General features: G+C 70.6%; 14 protein-coding genes and 4 pseudogenes. 14 read left to right on the forward strand and 4 right to left on the reverse strand.

Annotation, left to right across the window (positions count from 1 at the left end; all coding sequences use genetic code 11):
- The 11 genes and pseudogenes from E1265_RS39370 to E1265_RS20320 form a co-directional block, all read left to right on the forward strand.
- Nucleotides 1-120 (forward strand): annotated as a pseudogene (locus E1265_RS39370) (IS982 family transposase); the annotation flags it as partial.
- 245 nt (nt 121-365) lie between these two features.
- Nucleotides 366-746: a VOC family protein gene (locus E1265_RS20295; protein WP_132931975.1), complete on the forward strand. Its 381-nt coding sequence runs from the start codon at nt 366-368 to the stop codon at nt 744-746.
- A gap of 72 nt (nt 747-818) precedes the next feature.
- Nucleotides 819-1,290, forward strand: a pseudogene (locus E1265_RS20300) (Rrf2 family transcriptional regulator).
- A 184-nt stretch (nt 1,291-1,474) separates the two neighbouring features.
- Nucleotides 1,475-2,233, forward strand: coding sequence for an MFS transporter (locus E1265_RS39375; RefSeq protein ID WP_243740963.1), 759 nt, complete (start codon nt 1,475-1,477; stop codon nt 2,231-2,233).
- Nucleotides 2,234-2,312: 79 nt separating this feature from the next.
- Nucleotides 2,313-2,735, forward strand: a complete 423-nt coding sequence (locus E1265_RS39380; protein ID WP_243740964.1) for a hypothetical protein — start codon at nt 2,313-2,315, stop codon at nt 2,733-2,735.
- Between the two features lie 199 nt (nt 2,736-2,934).
- Complete coding sequence (gyrB, locus tag E1265_RS20310; RefSeq protein WP_132931977.1) at nt 2,935-4,953, forward strand: DNA topoisomerase (ATP-hydrolyzing) subunit B; 2,019 nt, start codon at nt 2,935-2,937, stop codon at nt 4,951-4,953.
- Between the two features lie 91 nt (nt 4,954-5,044).
- The gene (locus E1265_RS37150) at nt 5,045-5,209 is read left to right on the forward strand and encodes a hypothetical protein (RefSeq protein ID WP_165953813.1); all 165 of its coding nucleotides are present in this window, start codon (nt 5,045-5,047) and stop codon (nt 5,207-5,209) included.
- A 446-nt stretch (nt 5,210-5,655) separates the two neighbouring features.
- Nucleotides 5,656-5,832 (forward strand): hypothetical protein, encoded by a 177-nt coding sequence (locus tag E1265_RS39385; protein WP_243740965.1) that lies wholly within the window; start codon nt 5,656-5,658, stop codon nt 5,830-5,832.
- Nucleotides 5,833-5,891: 59 nt separating this feature from the next.
- Nucleotides 5,892-6,206, forward strand: a pseudogene (locus tag E1265_RS39390) (MATE family efflux transporter); the annotation flags it as partial.
- Between the two features lie 130 nt (nt 6,207-6,336).
- A complete protein-coding gene (locus tag E1265_RS39395; protein ID WP_243740966.1) occupies nt 6,337-7,158 on the forward strand; it encodes an MATE family efflux transporter in 822 nt (273 codons plus the stop codon).
- A gap of 14 nt (nt 7,159-7,172) precedes the next feature.
- Complete coding sequence (locus E1265_RS20320) at nt 7,173-7,385, forward strand: hypothetical protein (RefSeq protein WP_132931979.1); 213 nt, start codon at nt 7,173-7,175, stop codon at nt 7,383-7,385.
- 102 nt (nt 7,386-7,487) lie between these two features.
- On the opposite strand, the gene E1265_RS20325 is transcribed toward E1265_RS20320, so the two are convergent.
- Nucleotides 7,488-8,165 carry a TetR family transcriptional regulator gene (locus E1265_RS20325; protein ID WP_132931981.1) on the reverse strand — a complete coding sequence of 226 codons (678 nt, stop codon included), beginning with the start codon at nt 8,163-8,165 and terminating at the stop codon, nt 7,488-7,490.
- A 216-nt stretch (nt 8,166-8,381) separates the two neighbouring features.
- Between E1265_RS20325 and E1265_RS39400 the strand changes: the two are divergent.
- A pseudogene (locus E1265_RS39400) lies at nt 8,382-8,582 on the forward strand (DUF4440 domain-containing protein); the annotation flags it as partial.
- Between the two features lie 149 nt (nt 8,583-8,731).
- Here the strand turns inward: E1265_RS39400 and E1265_RS20335 are convergent.
- The 3 genes from E1265_RS20335 to E1265_RS20345 form a co-directional block, all read right to left on the reverse strand.
- On the reverse strand, nt 8,732-9,787 hold the full coding sequence (locus tag E1265_RS20335) for a Gfo/Idh/MocA family oxidoreductase (protein WP_132931983.1): 1,056 nt from the start codon (nt 9,785-9,787) through the stop codon (nt 8,732-8,734).
- Nucleotides 9,788-11,191: 1,404 nt separating this feature from the next.
- Entirely contained in the window at nt 11,192-12,556 is a 1,365-nt protein-coding gene (locus E1265_RS20340) for a DUF6055 domain-containing protein (protein ID WP_132931985.1), read from the reverse strand.
- Nucleotides 12,557-12,619: 63 nt separating this feature from the next.
- A complete protein-coding gene (locus tag E1265_RS20345) occupies nt 12,620-13,519 on the reverse strand; it encodes a family 43 glycosylhydrolase (RefSeq protein ID WP_132931987.1) in 900 nt (299 codons plus the stop codon).
- A gap of 599 nt (nt 13,520-14,118) precedes the next feature.
- On the opposite strand from E1265_RS20345, the gene E1265_RS37155 reads away from it, so the two are divergent.
- Nucleotides 14,119-14,373 (forward strand): hypothetical protein, encoded by a 255-nt coding sequence (locus E1265_RS37155; RefSeq protein ID WP_165953812.1) that lies wholly within the window; start codon nt 14,119-14,121, stop codon nt 14,371-14,373.
- Nucleotides 14,374-14,816: 443 nt separating this feature from the next.
- The gene (locus tag E1265_RS20355) at nt 14,817-15,560 is read left to right on the forward strand and encodes an aminoglycoside phosphotransferase family protein (RefSeq protein WP_132931989.1); all 744 of its coding nucleotides are present in this window, start codon (nt 14,817-14,819) and stop codon (nt 15,558-15,560) included.
- The last annotated feature ends 203 nt before the right edge of the window (nt 15,561-15,763 follow it).

Genomic DNA, 15,763 nt, shown 5'->3' on the forward strand with positions numbered 1-15,763 from the left:
AGCCCGGCAGGAGTGGCCGTTCGGATCCTGACGCGTGTCCTCGCACTCACCGCGGCGATCTGGCACAACGACAAGACCGGTCAGCCGGTGAAGCGATCACTGATCGCCTATGACTACTGACCGCAACGACACCCCTTGGACTCATTCATCTAGGCCCTGCCCTGGCCCGTCCGATGTCAGCCGCCCCACCGCGCGGCCCACGGTCCTCGCCCGGCGGCCCGTCCGGGCGGGGCGAGGGCCCCGAAAACGCCTGGCACCTGCTCGCCTCGCCCGGTACGGTCTCGGGCGTGTTCCCGTTGCGGGGAGCCTGAGGGCTCCGCGCGCGGCGGCGACGGCAGTTCCCACGCTGAGAGCAGGTTTCGTCAATGGCATGTCGTATCAGTGAGCTTGTGCTCGGTTGCCGCGACCCCGAGCTGCTGGCGCGGTTCTGGTGCGAGGTCCTGGACTTCGTGGTGCTCGACCGCGAAGAGGACGGCACTCTCGAGATCGGGCCACGGGAAGGCTTCGGCGGCCCGCAGCCGACGATCATCCTCAGCCGCAGGGACGAGCCCGAGCCGGGAAAGTCCCGGCTGCACATCGACGTCAACGCCACTGACCGCGATCAGGACGCCGAGCTCGAACGCCTCCTGGGGCTCGGGGCGCGCCCGGCCGACATCGGCCAGACGGGCGAGGAGCCCTGGCACGTTCTCGTCGATCCGGAAGGCAATGAGTTCTGCCTGCTCAGGGCCCGCCTCAGCCCGCTCTGACGGCTCGCGGTGTGGGTCGCCCTGAGCGAGGCGACCGCCTATTCGGGACCTGCAGTATCCCGGTTCATGATGATGAGCGAGGGCATCGAATGGGGTCTGCACTGCTGCCTGGTGCTGGCCTGGCTCGACGATCGGGCCCCGATCGCCACCGGGCGGTTGGCGGAGATCTTCGAACTGCCGCCGGAGTACCTCAAGAAGCGCCTGCAGCCGCTGGTGCGCGAGGGAATCCTCGAGTCCACGCCCGGCGCGCGCGGTGGTTACCGTCTGGCGCGGTCCGGAGCGCGTCACGGTGATGGATGTCGTGGCGGCGATCGAGGGGTGTGAGGACGCGTTCCGGTGCACCGAGATCCGCCAGCGCGGCTCCGGCGCCACGGCGGCCGCCGCGGAGTTCGCCGAGCCGTGCGGAATCGCGAAGGTGATGCGCCGCGCGGAGCTGGCCTGGCGGCGCGAGTTGGCGGCCCAGACGATCGCCGACCTGATGGCCGAGGCGCCCGCGGGCGCTCCGTCGCGAGCCCGCCGCTTCCACGAGCGCCTGAGGGCATGAGGGCCTGAGCGCCGTCGACCACGGCGGAGAAACACCCGGCCTCCCGGCCGGGTTTTCTTGAGAGGAGAACCGGGATGCTCGTATCCCGATTGGCCCGGTCGCGTCACGTCCGGTCACGGCCGAGACGGCCAGCGGGCCGAACGGTCCGCCGCGCACCCTGATCCTGGCCCTTGGCGCCTTCGCCGTGGGAACCGACGCGTTCGTCCTCGCCGGATTCCTGCCCGACCTGGCCGCCGAGCTCGACGTGTCGACGGCGACGGCGGGAACGGCGGTGACCGCGTTCGCCGCCGCGTACGCCCTCGGTTCGCCGCTGCTCGCCACCGCGACCGCGCGGGTAGCCCGCCGCGCGCTGCTGGTGACGGCCCTGATCGTGCTCGGCGTCGCCAACCTCGCCTCGGCCGTGGCCGCCACGTTCTGGCTCCTGCTGGCCACCCGCATCCTGCCCGCCGTCGGCGCGGCGGCCCTCACCCCCAACGCCGGGGCGGTCGCCTCGGCGATGGTCCGGCCCGAGGCGCGAGCCCGTGCCCTGGCCGTGGTCGTGGGCGGACTGACGATCGCCACCGCGCTCGGCGTGCCGCTCAGCGACGTGCTCGGACAGTGGCTGGGCTGGCGATCAGCCCTGGCGGCCGTCGCCGCGCTGCGCCTGCTCGCTGCCGCCGGCGTGGCGGCCTGGGTGCCGTTCGTGCCGGCCGGCCCGCGGATCCCGCTCGCCACCCGGCTGTCGGTGCTGCGCAACCGGACCGTCGCGGCCACGCTCCCGCTGACCGTGCTCGGCATGGGGGCTGCCCACGTCGTCTACGCCTACGCGGTCCCGGCGTTCGAGGCGCTGGGCGTCGGCGCGTCCTCGACCGCGTGGGTGCTCGCGTTGTACGGGGTCGGCGCGGTCGGGGCAGCCTGTCGTCCGGATACGTCACCAACCGGTGGGGAGCGACCCGCCTGTTGACCGGCGGCTACCTGGTCATGGCGGCGGCGCTGGCGATCATGGGCGCCCTGGCCACCACCCACACCCGGGCGGCCCCCTGGTGGGACTGCTCGCCGCGGCATGGGGCGCGGCCAGCTGGTGCCAGACCCCCGCCCAGCAGCACCGACTCATCGACGCGGCTCCCCAGGAGGCCGGACTGGTGGTGGCGCGCAACGCCTCCTGCATCTATCTCGGCATCGGCGCCGGCACCTTCCTCAGCGGGATCACCATCAGCGCGGGGGCGACCAGCGTGTACTTCCTCGGCGCCGCCCTGGCCACCGCCTCCCTCGCCTACCTGCGCGCCACCACGCGACGTCGTGCGTTGACGGAGAAACGGGGCCGCGGAGCGTCACTGCTCGAAAAAGCCGCTGTAGCCCAGGGCGGCACAGCACCCGGAAAGCCCCTGTGTGCCGCTCTCCGGGGTTTTCTGGTCTACCGAGTGGGGGGGATTGACTCGTTCACTTCGCGACAGGGAGAAGGGTGATTGAGAGGCTCCTTGCCCCGGGTTCACGTGGGATGTTCGGTATTCTGGCAGGGTCTCGGCGCCTTCCCGGCGCTGGGATCCGCGGGCCCTGGGGGTCCTCTTCGTCCTGCCCGCGACACGTTTTTCCGTCCAGCGATCCGACCGTCCTCGCGCCGCCGCGCGTCGCGGGAGCGCGGTTTGGCGTGCCCGAAAAGAGAGCATTGTGACTACTTTCGTCGAACAGAACGGCCATGCCGCGTCTGCCGCGTATGACGCCACCGCGATCACCGTTCTCGACGGGCTGGACGCGGTACGCAAGCGGCCCAGCATGTACATCGGTTCCACAGGCGAGCGGGGTCTGCACCATCTGGTGCAGGAGATCGTGGACAACTCGGTCGACGAGGTGCTGGCCGGAATGGCCGACCGGATCGATGCGACGATCCTCGCCGATGGCGGCGTGCGGGTGATCGACAACGGGCGCGGCATCCCCGTCGGCATGCATCCGGTGGAGAAGCGGCCGGCCGTCGAGGTGGTGCTGACGGTGCTGCACGCGGGCGGCAAGTTCGGGGGCGGCGGGTACGCCGTGTCCGGCGGTCTGCACGGTGTGGGTCTGTCGGTGGTCAACGCGCTCTCGACCAGGCTGTCTGCGGAGATCTGGACCGACGGCTACCGGTGGACCCAGGAGTACGAGTACGGGGCGCCGACCGCGCCGCTGGCCCGCCACGAGGCCACCTCGAAGACGGGCACGTCTCTGACGTTCTGGGCGGACGGCGGCATTTTCGAGACCACCGAGTTCTCCTTCGAGACGCTGGCCCGCCGGTTTCAGGAGATGGCCTTCCTCAACCGGGGGCTGACCCTGACGCTCACCGATGAGCGCGAGTCGGCCCGCGCGACGGCCGCGGCCGACGATGTGGGTCAGGACACCGCCGGGGAGCGGGCGGCGAAGACGGTCTCCTACCGCTACGACGGCGGCATCACCGACTTCGTCGCCTACCTCAACACCCGCAAGGGGGAGCCAGTCCACCCCTCCGTCGTCTCCATCGCCGCCGAGGACGCCGAGCGGCTGTTGTCGGTGGAGGTCGCGCTGCAGTGGAACAGCCAGTTCGCCGACAGCGTCTACTCCTACGCCAACACCATCCACACCCACGAGGGCGGCACCCACGAGGAGGGCTTCCGCACGGCGCTGACCACGGTCGTCAACCGGTACGCGCGCGAGAAGAAGCTGTTGCGTGAGAAGGACGGCAACCTCACGGGTGAGGACATCCGCGAGGGGCTGACCGCGATCATCTCGGTCAAGCTGGGTGAGCCGCAGTTCGAGGGCCAGACCAAGACCAAGCTGGGCAACAGCGAGGCCAGGACGTTCGTGCAGAAGGTCGTGCACGAGCACCTGACGGACTGGTTCGACAGCAACCCCAACGAGGCGGCCGACATCGTCCGCAAGGCGACCCGGGCGGCCACCGCCCGGCTGGCGGCCCGCAAGGCACGCGACCTGACCCGCCGTAAGGGCCTGCTGGAATCGGCGGCCCTGCCGGGCAAACTGTCCGACTGCCAGTCCAACGATCCGGCGAGAAGCGAGATCTTCATCGTCGAGGGCGACTCCGCCGGCGGCTCGGCCAAGTCCGGCCGCAACCCGCGGTACCAGGCGATCCTTCCCATCCGCGGCAAGATCCTCAACGTCGAGAAGGCCCGTATCGACAAGATCCTGCACAACCAGGAGGTCCAGTCGATGATCTCCGCGTTCGGCACGGGCGTGCACGAGGACTTCGACATCGAGAAGCTCCGGTACCACAAGATCATTCTGATGGCGGACGCCGACGTCGACGGCCAGCACATCAACACCCTGCTGCTGACCTTCCTGTTCCGATTCATGCGGCCGCTGATCGAGCACGGTCACGTCTACCTCTCCCGCCCGCCCCTCTACAAGATCAAGTGGGGCCGGGAGCACGTGGAGTACGCCTACTCCGACCGCGAACGCGACGTACTGCTAGAGCGGGGCCGGCAGGACGGCCGCCGGGTCAGGGACGACTCCATCCAGCGGTTCAAGGGTTTGGGCGAGATGAACGCCGAGGAACTGCGCGTCACGACCATGGACCAAGAGCACCGTGTCCTGGGTCAGGTCACCCTCGACGACGCGGCCGTTGCCGACGCCCTCTTCTCCGTCCTGATGGGCGAGGACGTCGACGCCCGGCGCTCCTTCATCCAGCGCAACGCCAAGGACGTGCGGTTCCTCGACATCTGATCGCGCCGGCTCCTGGCCGCCCACTCGCCCAGGCCGCGCCCGCGGCCCGGGCGACCCGCCCTTGCCTGTCCGTAGCTGAAGAGAGCACCGCGTGAGCACCTTCCCCGTCCCGTCCACCGGCAGCCGCGTCCAGGACGGCTCCGACCTGGACGCCGCCGAGCAGGTCTTCGACCTCCTGATGGGCAACGACGCGCCCCGCGAGGAGTTCATCTCACGCTCCGCCGCGGGACTCGACCGGTCACGGCTCGACCTCTGAGCCACCACCGCATCCGCCCCCCGCCGTTGGCGCCGCCGAGCGACCTCTTCCTTCAACGAGGCCGCCGGTGCGGTGGAAGAGGTAGTCGTTCATCGCGGTGCGCGTGCCCAGTCGACTGACCGACGGCACCGTGCCGTTCAGCGATCGGCGGACCGAACTCGCCGCCTTGGACGCGTCACTGGGCGCTCGGACGGGTGGCGTGTTCGGTATCGTCGGCGTCGTTGATCCACCTCGTTCAGGACAGGGGCGCTTTGTCGGCGCTTGTGGGCGGCGGTCCGGGGCCCGGGCCCCGCCGTGCTGTGTGTGGCAGGTGGCAGGTGCGGAAGGACGGCTCCCCGAGGAGTGCGCGTGGATACGAACGTGTTCCTGTCATGGGTTGTCAAGGTGGAACACGTGCCCACGCTGATGACCCGGTTCGGCCGTAGCCCCGTGACACGCTGATGGGTGTGGGCGAAGAGGCCGCCGCACGCCCCCGCCGGCCCGCCGGACCGCTCGGCACGGCGGGGCGCGCCGGGCGGCGCGATCACACGGCGGCGCTCGGCACCCGACCGGTCGGGCGGCTGCTGTGGAGCACCAGCGCCCACACCACCATGTCGGTCGCCACCTACGGCATCTACCCCTGACCAACGCCTGGTTCGTCTCCCGTGGGGTCGGCCCCGAAGCGCTGGTGGCCGTGAACGTCGTGGCGCCCGTGCTGCTGATCCTCGGCGCGGTCTCCACGACGGTCGGTGTCGGCGGCGCGTCCCTGGTCTCGCGCAGCCTCGGCGCAGGGAACCCGCACCAGGCCGCGCGGGCCGCCGGCAACACCTTCCTCGTCTACTGGACGACGGCAATCGCCGTCACCGTCCTCGGCCTGCTCCTCCTCGACCCGCTCCTCACCCTGCTGGGGGCCAGGGGCGATGTCCGCGGCCACGCCCACGACTACGCGCTGGTCATGCTGGCCGGCGCGATCACCGCCACCGGCTTCTCCAGCCTGGTGCGGGCCGAGGGGCGCCTGCGCTTCTCCACCCTGCTGTGGATGATCCCGGTCCTGTGCCAGATCGTGCTCGACCCACTGCTGATCTTCGGCCTCGGCTGGGGGGGTGCGCGGCGCCGCCGTGGGGACGGTCGGCGGCCAGGCCGTCTCCATGGCGATGAGCCTGTGGTTCTTCTTCCTCCAACGCGACCGCCCCTACCGCATCGCCCTCGCCGACCTGCGGCCGCACGGCCCCACCCTGCGCGAGCTGGTCGCGGTGGGAGCACCGTCCTTCCTCGCCGGCCTCGGCAACACCCTCATCATGTTCATCGCCAACAACCGCCTGGCGGCCCTCGGCGACCCGGCGGCCCTCAGCGCGTACGCCACCTCCGTGCGCGTCACCACGTTCGTCCTCGTGCCACAGACCGGCATCGCCCAGGGCATGCAGCCGCTCATCGGCTTCAACGCCGGCCGTGGCCTGATCGCGCGCGCCGAACGCACCCGGGTCCTCGCGCTGCGCGCGACCACGCTCTACGGGACGGCCGCCTGCCTCGTCATGCTCGCCGCGGCCGACCCGCTCGCCGCCGCCTTCACCGACGACCCGACGGCGGGGGAGACGACCGCCCAGGTGCTGCGCCTCATCGCACTCGGCTACCCCTTCGCCGGGGTGACGGCACTGCTCGCCACCTACTTCCAGGCACGCGGCCGGGCCCGCCCGTCATTCGTGATCTCCGTCGGCTCGATCCTCGCCGTCCACGTCCCGCTCCTGCTCGCCCTCAGTCCTCTCGGCACGCCCTGGCTGTGGATCAGCTTCCCCGCGGCCACGCTCCTGTCGGCTGCCGGAGCGACGCTCATCCTTCGCCTGTTGGGCCAACGCCCGAGCCGCCGAGAGCCGTTCCTCGGCGTCGTCCACGCGGGACTGCGGCACGACGCACCGGGCGGCGGCCTCCCGCCAGACCTTGAAGTGCCGTCGAGCGCACGATCAACAAGCTGAAGCAGTCTCGGGCTGTGGCCCCCGGGCCAGCCGGCCCACCGAATCGTCCTCGCCGCCGGGCGGCTGACGCTGCGCCACCCGAGGCGACGCTCGGCACCTGGCTGGTCTGCGGCGCGGCACTGGTCGTCGGCGTGGTCTCGCTGGCCGGAATCGCCCTGGTCGTCCCCGTGTTGATCGCGCTCCAGCACCTCCACCGCCACCGGTCCCTCGGCCCGACGGATCACTGACGGGGGAGTGGTGCACGGGGCCCGATCACGGATCTCACCGCCCGAGCCCAGACCCGTGGCGCGCCGTGCCCGACGTGTGGTCATGGCGGGGCGCGGGCGGCTTCAGGCGTCCGGATCGTCCTGGCGCTCCCAACGTGCCGAGAACAGCTCATAGCCCGGAGCCTTACCCGGAAGTGGCGGGTTGTCCATGGCACGCAGGCCGTCCAGGGCGATGGCCGTGATACGGGCGCGGGCGTCGAGCGCCGCCGCGATGAGCTCCGAGCGCCCCTGCTGGCCCAGTTGGTCGAGCAGGGGCGACTTGCTGAGCTGCTCGATGAGCAGTTCGACGTCGATGACGGTGGCGTCGGCGCGCAGGACGCCGGCGGTGTGCGCGCGGTCGACGAGCGCGGCCACCGCCTCGTCGCTCCGCCGGTTCTTCTCGGCGATGGCGTCGGTGAGGGTGATGGTCCCGGCGATGGGGGCCAGCGAGCCGGGCCCGAAGGCGATCACGGACGTGACGTAGTGCGCCAGCCCGTCCCACGGGTCCTCGATCGCCAAGCCCGCCTCGGCGGCCTCCAGATACTGGTCGAGAGTCACCGAAAGCAGGTGCTGGAACAGTTCTTCCTTGGTGCGATAGCGGCGGTACAGGCTGCCAATGCCGACCTTGGCGCGGGCGGCGATCGCCGCCACCGAGGCGTGCGCGCCATCGACGGCCAGTACCTCCTTGGCGGCCTCGAGCAGGGCACGGTCGTTTCGTTCGGCTTCGGCCTGCCGGGACGCGCGTCGGGCTTGCTGGGTCATCGGCCCACCCTATCCGCTTGCGGAGCGATTCGCTCCGCGAGGCTCTAACGGAGCGAAATACTCCGATAGAAGGCAGTCCGACGACGCAGCACGACCGGGTCGAGGCGATTGGCCAGACCCTCGCCGAGTACCAACGGCACCAGAACGACCCCGATCACTTCCTGCCCCTGCACAACCCCCGACACCGTCGTGGTCAACATCGCCGGACGTCGCGTCGTGGGGCGCGACGCCCTGGCCGAGGCCATGAGGGCCGCCCTGGCCGGCCCGCTGGCGAAGGTCACGACGACCCTGGAGATCGAGGACATCCGCTTCGCCCGCCCCGACGTGGCGATCGTCAGCCTCGTCAAGCACGTGTCCTACCAGCGGGAGGAGGCCACGCGGGAGCAGTCGGACCTGCCCACGGTGGGCAGCCTGACCCTGGTACTCGTCCACGACGACGGCGCCTGGCGAATCGCCTCCGCACAGACCACCCCCCCGGCACACCTTCTAGGGACTGGCGGGACGGTCCTCCGGGCGACAGCGAGGGGCCGCCTCGCCCATGGCGTCGCTGACGTGGACCGTGTTCATCACTCCGGCGAGAAGTCCGGAACCCGCACGGGGCGCGAGCCGTTGTTCAGCGACTCGGCGCCGGCCGTGCCGACCAGTGACGCGGCCACCGCGGGGCGCACCGGGATGAGCGGCGGCTGCCCGTGTTCCACGGTGGCCCGGAACCCTTGAAGGACGCGTACGGTCCCTTCGGCCTGCCGCTCCACCGGCTGCCCGTCAAGGGTGAGGGGCGGCGGTGTCCGCTCCTCCTCGTGCGTGGCGCCGTCGGGCCGTGTCCAGCCCTCCGCTCGGACTCGGACGGAGTATGAGCGTTCACCCGGTGCGCGCAAGGACTCGGCGAGCGCCTGGGTGCCGCGGACCGACAGCCAGCTCCAGTGGCTGTCGGGCTCGCCCTGGAGGAAGCCGTGTCGGGTGACGGCCAGCGCGCCGGTGGACAGCCGGACGGTCATGACGACGGCCTTGCCCGGGTCGGCCTCGTCCGCCGGGAACGCCGACACCTCAAGCGGCCAGGCGCCCGTGATGGCCAGCACCGGCGAGAGGGTGTGCGTGCAGTAGGCGGTCGCCGGGATACGACCACGCCAGCTGCCCGGGTCGCCGATCAGCGCGGCGACGGTCTCCGGAGACATACCGTGCAGGTAGTCGGCCTCGACCAAACTGACCCTGCCCAATTCCCCGCCCTCGACCGCCTGCCGGATCAGGCGAACGTGCGGGTGGTACACGTAGTTCTCGGCGAAGGAGTAGGTGGCCGTGGACCGCTCGACCGCCGCCACCAGCCGCCGCCCCTCGTCCTCGTCCACGCAGGCCGCGCACTCGGACAGCACGTGCACCCCCCGCTCCAGGAACGCGATGGCCAACGGCGCGTGCGCGTCGAAGTCATTGGCCAGGAGAACCCCGTCCAGGCGGTGGTCCAGCAGATCCTCCCACCGCTCGGTGAGCACCGCCTCCGGCAACTCCTCCCGCGCCACCTCCCGCCGCGCGACATCCAGATCGCAGGCGGCCACCACCTCCATGCCCAGCCGCCGACACCAGCCCGCCAGATGCAGACCCATCCGCAACCCGATCACGCCAACACGCATGGGTGCATGATCACTTGGCACCCACCACCCACGGCAACCCGTTTTCCGGCGGCTCACCCACCACACCGGCAGGCCAACAGGGCTGCGCCGGACGCGTGCTCGCCAGCGTGAGTGCAACGGTACGTTCTCCAGGATCGGCGGCTGGCGACCCGCCGCCGACAGACCGCTCGAGAAAGCAGCACACGCCATGAACGTCTTCCCGCTCCGCCGTGGCCGCGGGGCCGGGGAGGGCGAGGGAGAACACCGCGCCCTGCACCGGCGACGAGGCGTGCTTCGCCAGGAGAGCCGTCCCCAGGACGCCGCTCTCGTGGCGGTGGGCCGTCCCGTGCCCTCCTGGCCCGCCTACGTCGGCAACGAGGTGTGGGACGGAATCCCGCCTCGACCAGGGCGGGCGGACCACGCTCATGCGCGCTCCCGCGGGGGGTGGTCTTCCGGTGGACCTGCTGCCGGGGCCGCGGTGGAACCTGCGCGGCCGTGTCGTGAGTACGGCGGCCGGTCCTGGGCGGGCCGTACCCGCGAAGGACCACCGGCCACCGCGCGTGGTCTTTGGCAACTACGCGGACCAGCGCCTGTACGTGTTCGAACCCCAGACCGGGGTTACGGGCCCGGGGGACGGTGGTGACGAACCGTCTCCCGTGACGCCCGACGATGGCTCGCGCTACATCACCCCGGTGTTCGCCCTCGGTGGGGACGAGGTGCGCTGCCTGCGCGAGCGGCGCACCGGGGAGTGGCCGACCTACATCAGGCGCGACTTCGTCTCGGCGCGTGTCGCTCGAGGAACCCCACCGCCGCCCACCGTCCTGATGGGCCCGGATGGTCACTTCCTCAGCGGGCCACTGGCAGCGCCTCGACGGCCAGGCCGATGCCCGTGCTGCCCGCACCGAGATAGGGCACCTTCCGGCCGTCGTGGCCTGGCTCGGCGTACGGGGTCCCGTTCTCGAGGGTGGTAACAGGCGAGGTCCTGACGGAGCAGCAGCGTGGCGTGGCCGAGCGGGGAGGTGTCGGCCGTGGCCTCGTGGAGCTTCGTGAGAAAGAGAGCGGGACCCACGCTGCCGCACATCAGGCTGCGGCGGGGCGTGGTCAGAACGCCGCGGACGCGGTCCAGGACGCGGTCGGCGAGTCGCTCGGCCTCCCGTCGCCGCCCGCCGCAGCCACGCGTCATGCTCGAGGGAAGCGGCCCGCGCCCGTGTGGTGGAGTGCCCACAGGACGCCGCCGGGGTGACGCTTGGCGCGGGCGGCCGGGAATCGGGCCCGCGAGACAGGCGAGTTCGGCTGCCTCGGTGGCCCGTTGGTCGCAGGGCCGCGTGACAGCAGCAGCCGGTGGCTGCTGCCGTCGACGGAAGGCGCCGGGCGGGCCCGCGCTACCTCTAGGACTTCTCTGTCGTGCCGAGCACTGCTCCGCTCCTATGCCGGAGAGGCGCCCTGGATCGAGAGTTCGTAGGGGAAGGGGTCCCCGACCCCGACCTGCCACATCGGGTAGTTGCGGTGCTGCGACGGAGTGGCCGCGACGACGAGCATCATGTGCGTCTCGCCGCTCTGGAGGCTGAAGTTGGCCGTCTGGCCGGGCGCGAAGGCGTCGCTGTACCGGACGGAGAAGTTGGCGGAGACCGCCGCCAGCCGGAACCGCCAGTCGGCGCCGGAGAGGCTTGACTGTCCTTGCAACTGGACGGACACCTGGCCGCCGCTCGGGTTCAACCGGATGACGTTGTGCCCGTACTGGTGTGGGGCGTCGCTGTCGGCGATCCGGTACCGGCCGCCGCCGAGGCTCTGCAGGAGATCGGTGTGCAGGGGTCGGTAGCTGCCGCCGCCGCGCCAAAGGTCGCTGCGGATCCGGGCGCCGTCGGTGAAGTCGTAGACGACCTGCCGAGACGTGTACTCGGCGATCAGCCGGGCGAACTCCTGATGGTCGAGACCGAGGATTCGCTTGATGGTGTTGATCGGGTGCTCGCCCTGCTGGGCCTCGTACCAGAACTGGTCGATCACCTCTGGCCCGTAGATGTCTCGGATGGTGTTGAACAGCATCCAGTCGCCGTAGTAGGTCTCCTGGGACAGCCACCTGCGGTGTTGGCGGTCGACGTAGTAGCCGGATCCGACGACCACTTCGGGGCGCCGCATGCGGGCCATGTAGTTGGCGTGGGCCTCCCAGACCGGCCCGGCCACCGGGTTGCCGGCGCCCCAGCCGCCGCCGTTGCCGCGTGCGATGTTGATGTCGACCGCGTAGTTCTGGAGGACGTGGTTGAACTCGTGCGACTCGACCCAGTCGTCCCAGATCTTGTCGTAGGGCAGGCACATGTGCCCAAGACCGATGTCGTCGCGGCCGGCCCAGTTGGCCGGGGGCAGGAAGCCGCCCGACCATGTTCCGCACAGGTAGAGATTGATCTTGTACTGGGACCCGACCTGGTGGTCGGCGGGATCGACGAAACCGACCTGGTTGACGTAGAAGTCGTAGATGTCGTCCATGTGGTCCGCGACCCACTGCGGGTAGTTGTCGATCCCGCGGTTCTGCCGTCCCCATGCGACGGCGTCGAGCGCGTCACCCCAGCGGACGGCGAAGTGCTCCGACTCGGCGACGTTCCCGGTGTGGGCGCCCGCGTCGGTCATGAACCGCGGGACCCGCGTCTGCTTCTCCAACTGGACCTGTGAGTCCGGTGCCGCGTTGGCCGAGCCTGCCGGGCCCGCGAGCACGAGAGCGGTGGCGAAGGCGGCGGCGAGCGCGAAGCCGCGCCGCCACGCGGACTTCAGGCCGAGCCCTCTCGATTTTCGTAACATCAGGATCCATCCCTTCGTTGCGAGGTGGGGGAGCAGCCCAGAGGGGGCAGGGCTGCCATCGGCTCAAGGCGTGCGGACGACCTTCCGCATGGTGCCGTCGGGGTTGAAGACCAGCTCGTCGATCGCGACGGAGCGGCGGAAGTTCCCGCCGCCGGGCGCGTCAGCGGTGTGGTAGACCATGTACCACCGGTCGCCGAATTCCATGAAGGCCGGGTGGTTGGTCGTCGAACTCACCTGGTCAAGCACGACTCCCCGGTGCGTCCAGGGGCCCGCCGGGCTGTCGGCGGTCGCATACCTGACGCAGGCGTAGGCCGAGTCGGTGACGCAGCCGGCGCCGGAGTTGGAGGCGTAGGCCAGGTAGTAGACGCTGTCGCGCTCGAACAGCCAGGGTGCCTCCCAGAAGCACGTCAGGCCCGACGGTGTGAAGACCCGGCCGTCGAGTGCGGTCATGGTGTCCTGCAGGCGCACGGCTCTGGGCGCCCAGTACGAGCCCCAGTACAGGTAGATCTCGCCGTCGTCGTCGATGAACACCGTCGGGTCGATGTTCAGCGAGGAGGAGTTGGGGGTGGCGTCCGAGACCAGCTGGCCGCCGATGGCGTCCCGGTAGGGGCCGAGCGGGTGGTCGGAGACCGCGACCCCGATGTTCATCCACCCGTTGTCGGTGCGACCGTCGACCGAGACGAACCAGTAGAACCGGCCGTCTGGTCCCTGCATCACCGCGGAGGCCCAGGCGTTCGCGCCGGCCCAGGCGAAGGTGTCGAACGAGAGGATCGCTCCGTGGTGTCGCCAGGCGGCCGGGTCGTTCGAGGGGGCCTGCGAGGAGAAGGCGTGCCATTCACGCATGACGAACTGCTGCTGGCCGGGCGCCGCTTCGTCGCGCGCGGTGAAGATGTACGCGGTGCCGTCGACGACGAGCGTGGCGGGGTCGGCGGTGTAGATGTCGGTGACGATGGGGTTCGCCATCAGCCCGGCGCCGTCCGAGGCAGTCCGGCGGGGTTTCTGACGGAACTGATGGCGCTGACGGTTCACTTCTGGTGGTGACCGCGGCGTACCCGGGCTGCTGGGCCGAGGCCGAACCCGCCGCCGTGGCGAGTCCGACGGCGATGAGGATCAGGGCCGCCGCCCCCCAAGACCAGTTGGTTGAACGGTCGGCGACGCGTCATCGCGATGCCTCCCTTCTACTCGTGGGGATGCTCCCGCGGCCGGCGGCGGGTGGGGTTCACCAGGCGCGGTCGCCGTCGCGTTACCGATCGCCGTGGCCGCACCTCGTCTGCTGGGTCGTTCGTTCATGAGCGGTAGCCACCTCGGGCTGCTGGTTATATACCGAACGACGTACGGGATTTGGCGCCTAGAAAGCTACTGCCAATACCGGCCGCGTCAACGGGGGGAACCGGCCCATCCCCGCTCGCGCGGGCTGGGCGTGGTCGGTGCGCTTCCCGCGGGATGGATCACGAGCCCCTCGCCTTTGATAGCGAGGAGCCCTCGGCCCGACCGGCCCGGGCGTTCAGTGTCCCGCGCGCATGTGGGCGCGCAGTGACAGCGGGACGAAGACCACCAGCAGCGTGGCTGACCAGAGCAGGACGGCGGCCACCGGATGGGCGAGCGGTCAGGGTGTGTGTCCGGACGTCGCGATCCCGGGATTGGTCCACCTCACTCGCCCAGTGGCCATGGCCGCCTATACGACCGCCGTCCTGGTGAACCTCTTCTGGCTGACCGTACCTGCCGTCCTCGCTTGGTTCGCCCCGCTCTTCTTCCTCAAGCTCCTGGTCTGCCACCTGACCCCAAGTGCGCCGCTGGCCATGAAGACCGATGACTGAGCGGATCGCCGTCTGGCGGCCGCGCGCGAACCGGCCCGAGGACCGCGCCGCCATCCTCACCGGTGCCTACGCCGTTCGTTGCCGCCTGCGACCGAGGTACTGGTGATGACCGGCATCCCGCCTATCCGTGGCACCATTGCCGACTTCTGTTCCTGAGCCGTCGACGAAGCCCGAAGGCGCCTCCTGGGCGCGGTAACCTCGCCGAGTTCGGGAATGTCGCGACGCACGGCCCCGGCGAGCATGCCGAGACCGCCGTGAGTGACACGTTGCCGATCTCCGCCCGCGTTGTGGGGCTCAGGACTCCTCACGAAAATGGTGGGCCTGACCTGGTCAGCGGTCGGTGTCGGGCACGAGGCCGCCGGGTAGGGGGACGCGGTCAGTCGCGTCATCGCAGGCGACAAACCCGGTGACGCGGACGGTCATCCCCGGGATACTGATCGCCCATGGACGAGGTCACAGTTGTCGTCGCCCATTCCGAGCGCGCTACCCTGCGCGTCGGCGACGTGTTCCTGAAGGTGGACGCCGATCAGGCGCGCATCGACGTCGAGGTCCGGGCGATGGCCCTGGCGCCGGTCCCGACCCCGGAGGTCCTGTGGCACAAGCCGTCCGTGCTCGCGATCGCCGCGGTCCCGGGGACGGCACTCGGCCGCCTCGGCGAGCCGTCGACCGCGCCGCCGGCGACGTGGGCCGCGGCGGGTGCCGCCGTCCGGAAGCTGCACGACGCGCCGTTGCCGCCCTGGCCCGGCCGGGGAAGGAGCCTTGACGAGTTGGCGGCGGATCTCGACGGCGAGTGCACGTGGCTCGTGACGAACGGCGTCCTTCCCGCTGACCTGGTCACCCGCAACCGCCAGGTCGCCGAGGCCGCGCTCCGGCCGTGGACTCCGGTGTTCACGCACGGCGACCTGCAGGTCGATCACGTGTTCGTCGACGGTGACGAGGTCACGGGCATCATCGACTGGTCCGAGGCGGGCCACGGTGATGCCCTGTTCGACCTCGCCATCCTGACGCTCGGACACGAGGAGCACCTCGATGACGTCGTTGCCGGCTATGGCACCGACGTCGACCTCGACGTGATCCGCGCGTGGTGGTCGTTGCGAAGCCTGCTGGCGCTTCGCTGGCTGGTCGAGCACGGTTTCGACCCGTTCGCGGCGGGCTGTGAGGTCGACGTGTTGAGATCCCGGATGTGAGGCTGCGCGGGCCCGGTGCCATGAGTGCGTTCCGGCACAACGGGCAGGCCTCTCCTGGGGTACGTCACCTGCCCGCACTCCCGACACGTTGCGGTGCGCAGTCGTCGCCAGCGGATGACGGCGCAGCCGAGGGTGACGAACGCGTGGTGGACGTCATCGCGGATCTCCCAGCGGACGCGCAGGCGGCGGAACCCGCCCCGCCC

The organism is Streptomyces sp. 8K308, assembly GCF_004348315.1.
Taxonomy (GTDB): domain Bacteria; phylum Actinomycetota; class Actinomycetes; order Streptomycetales; family Streptomycetaceae; genus Streptomyces.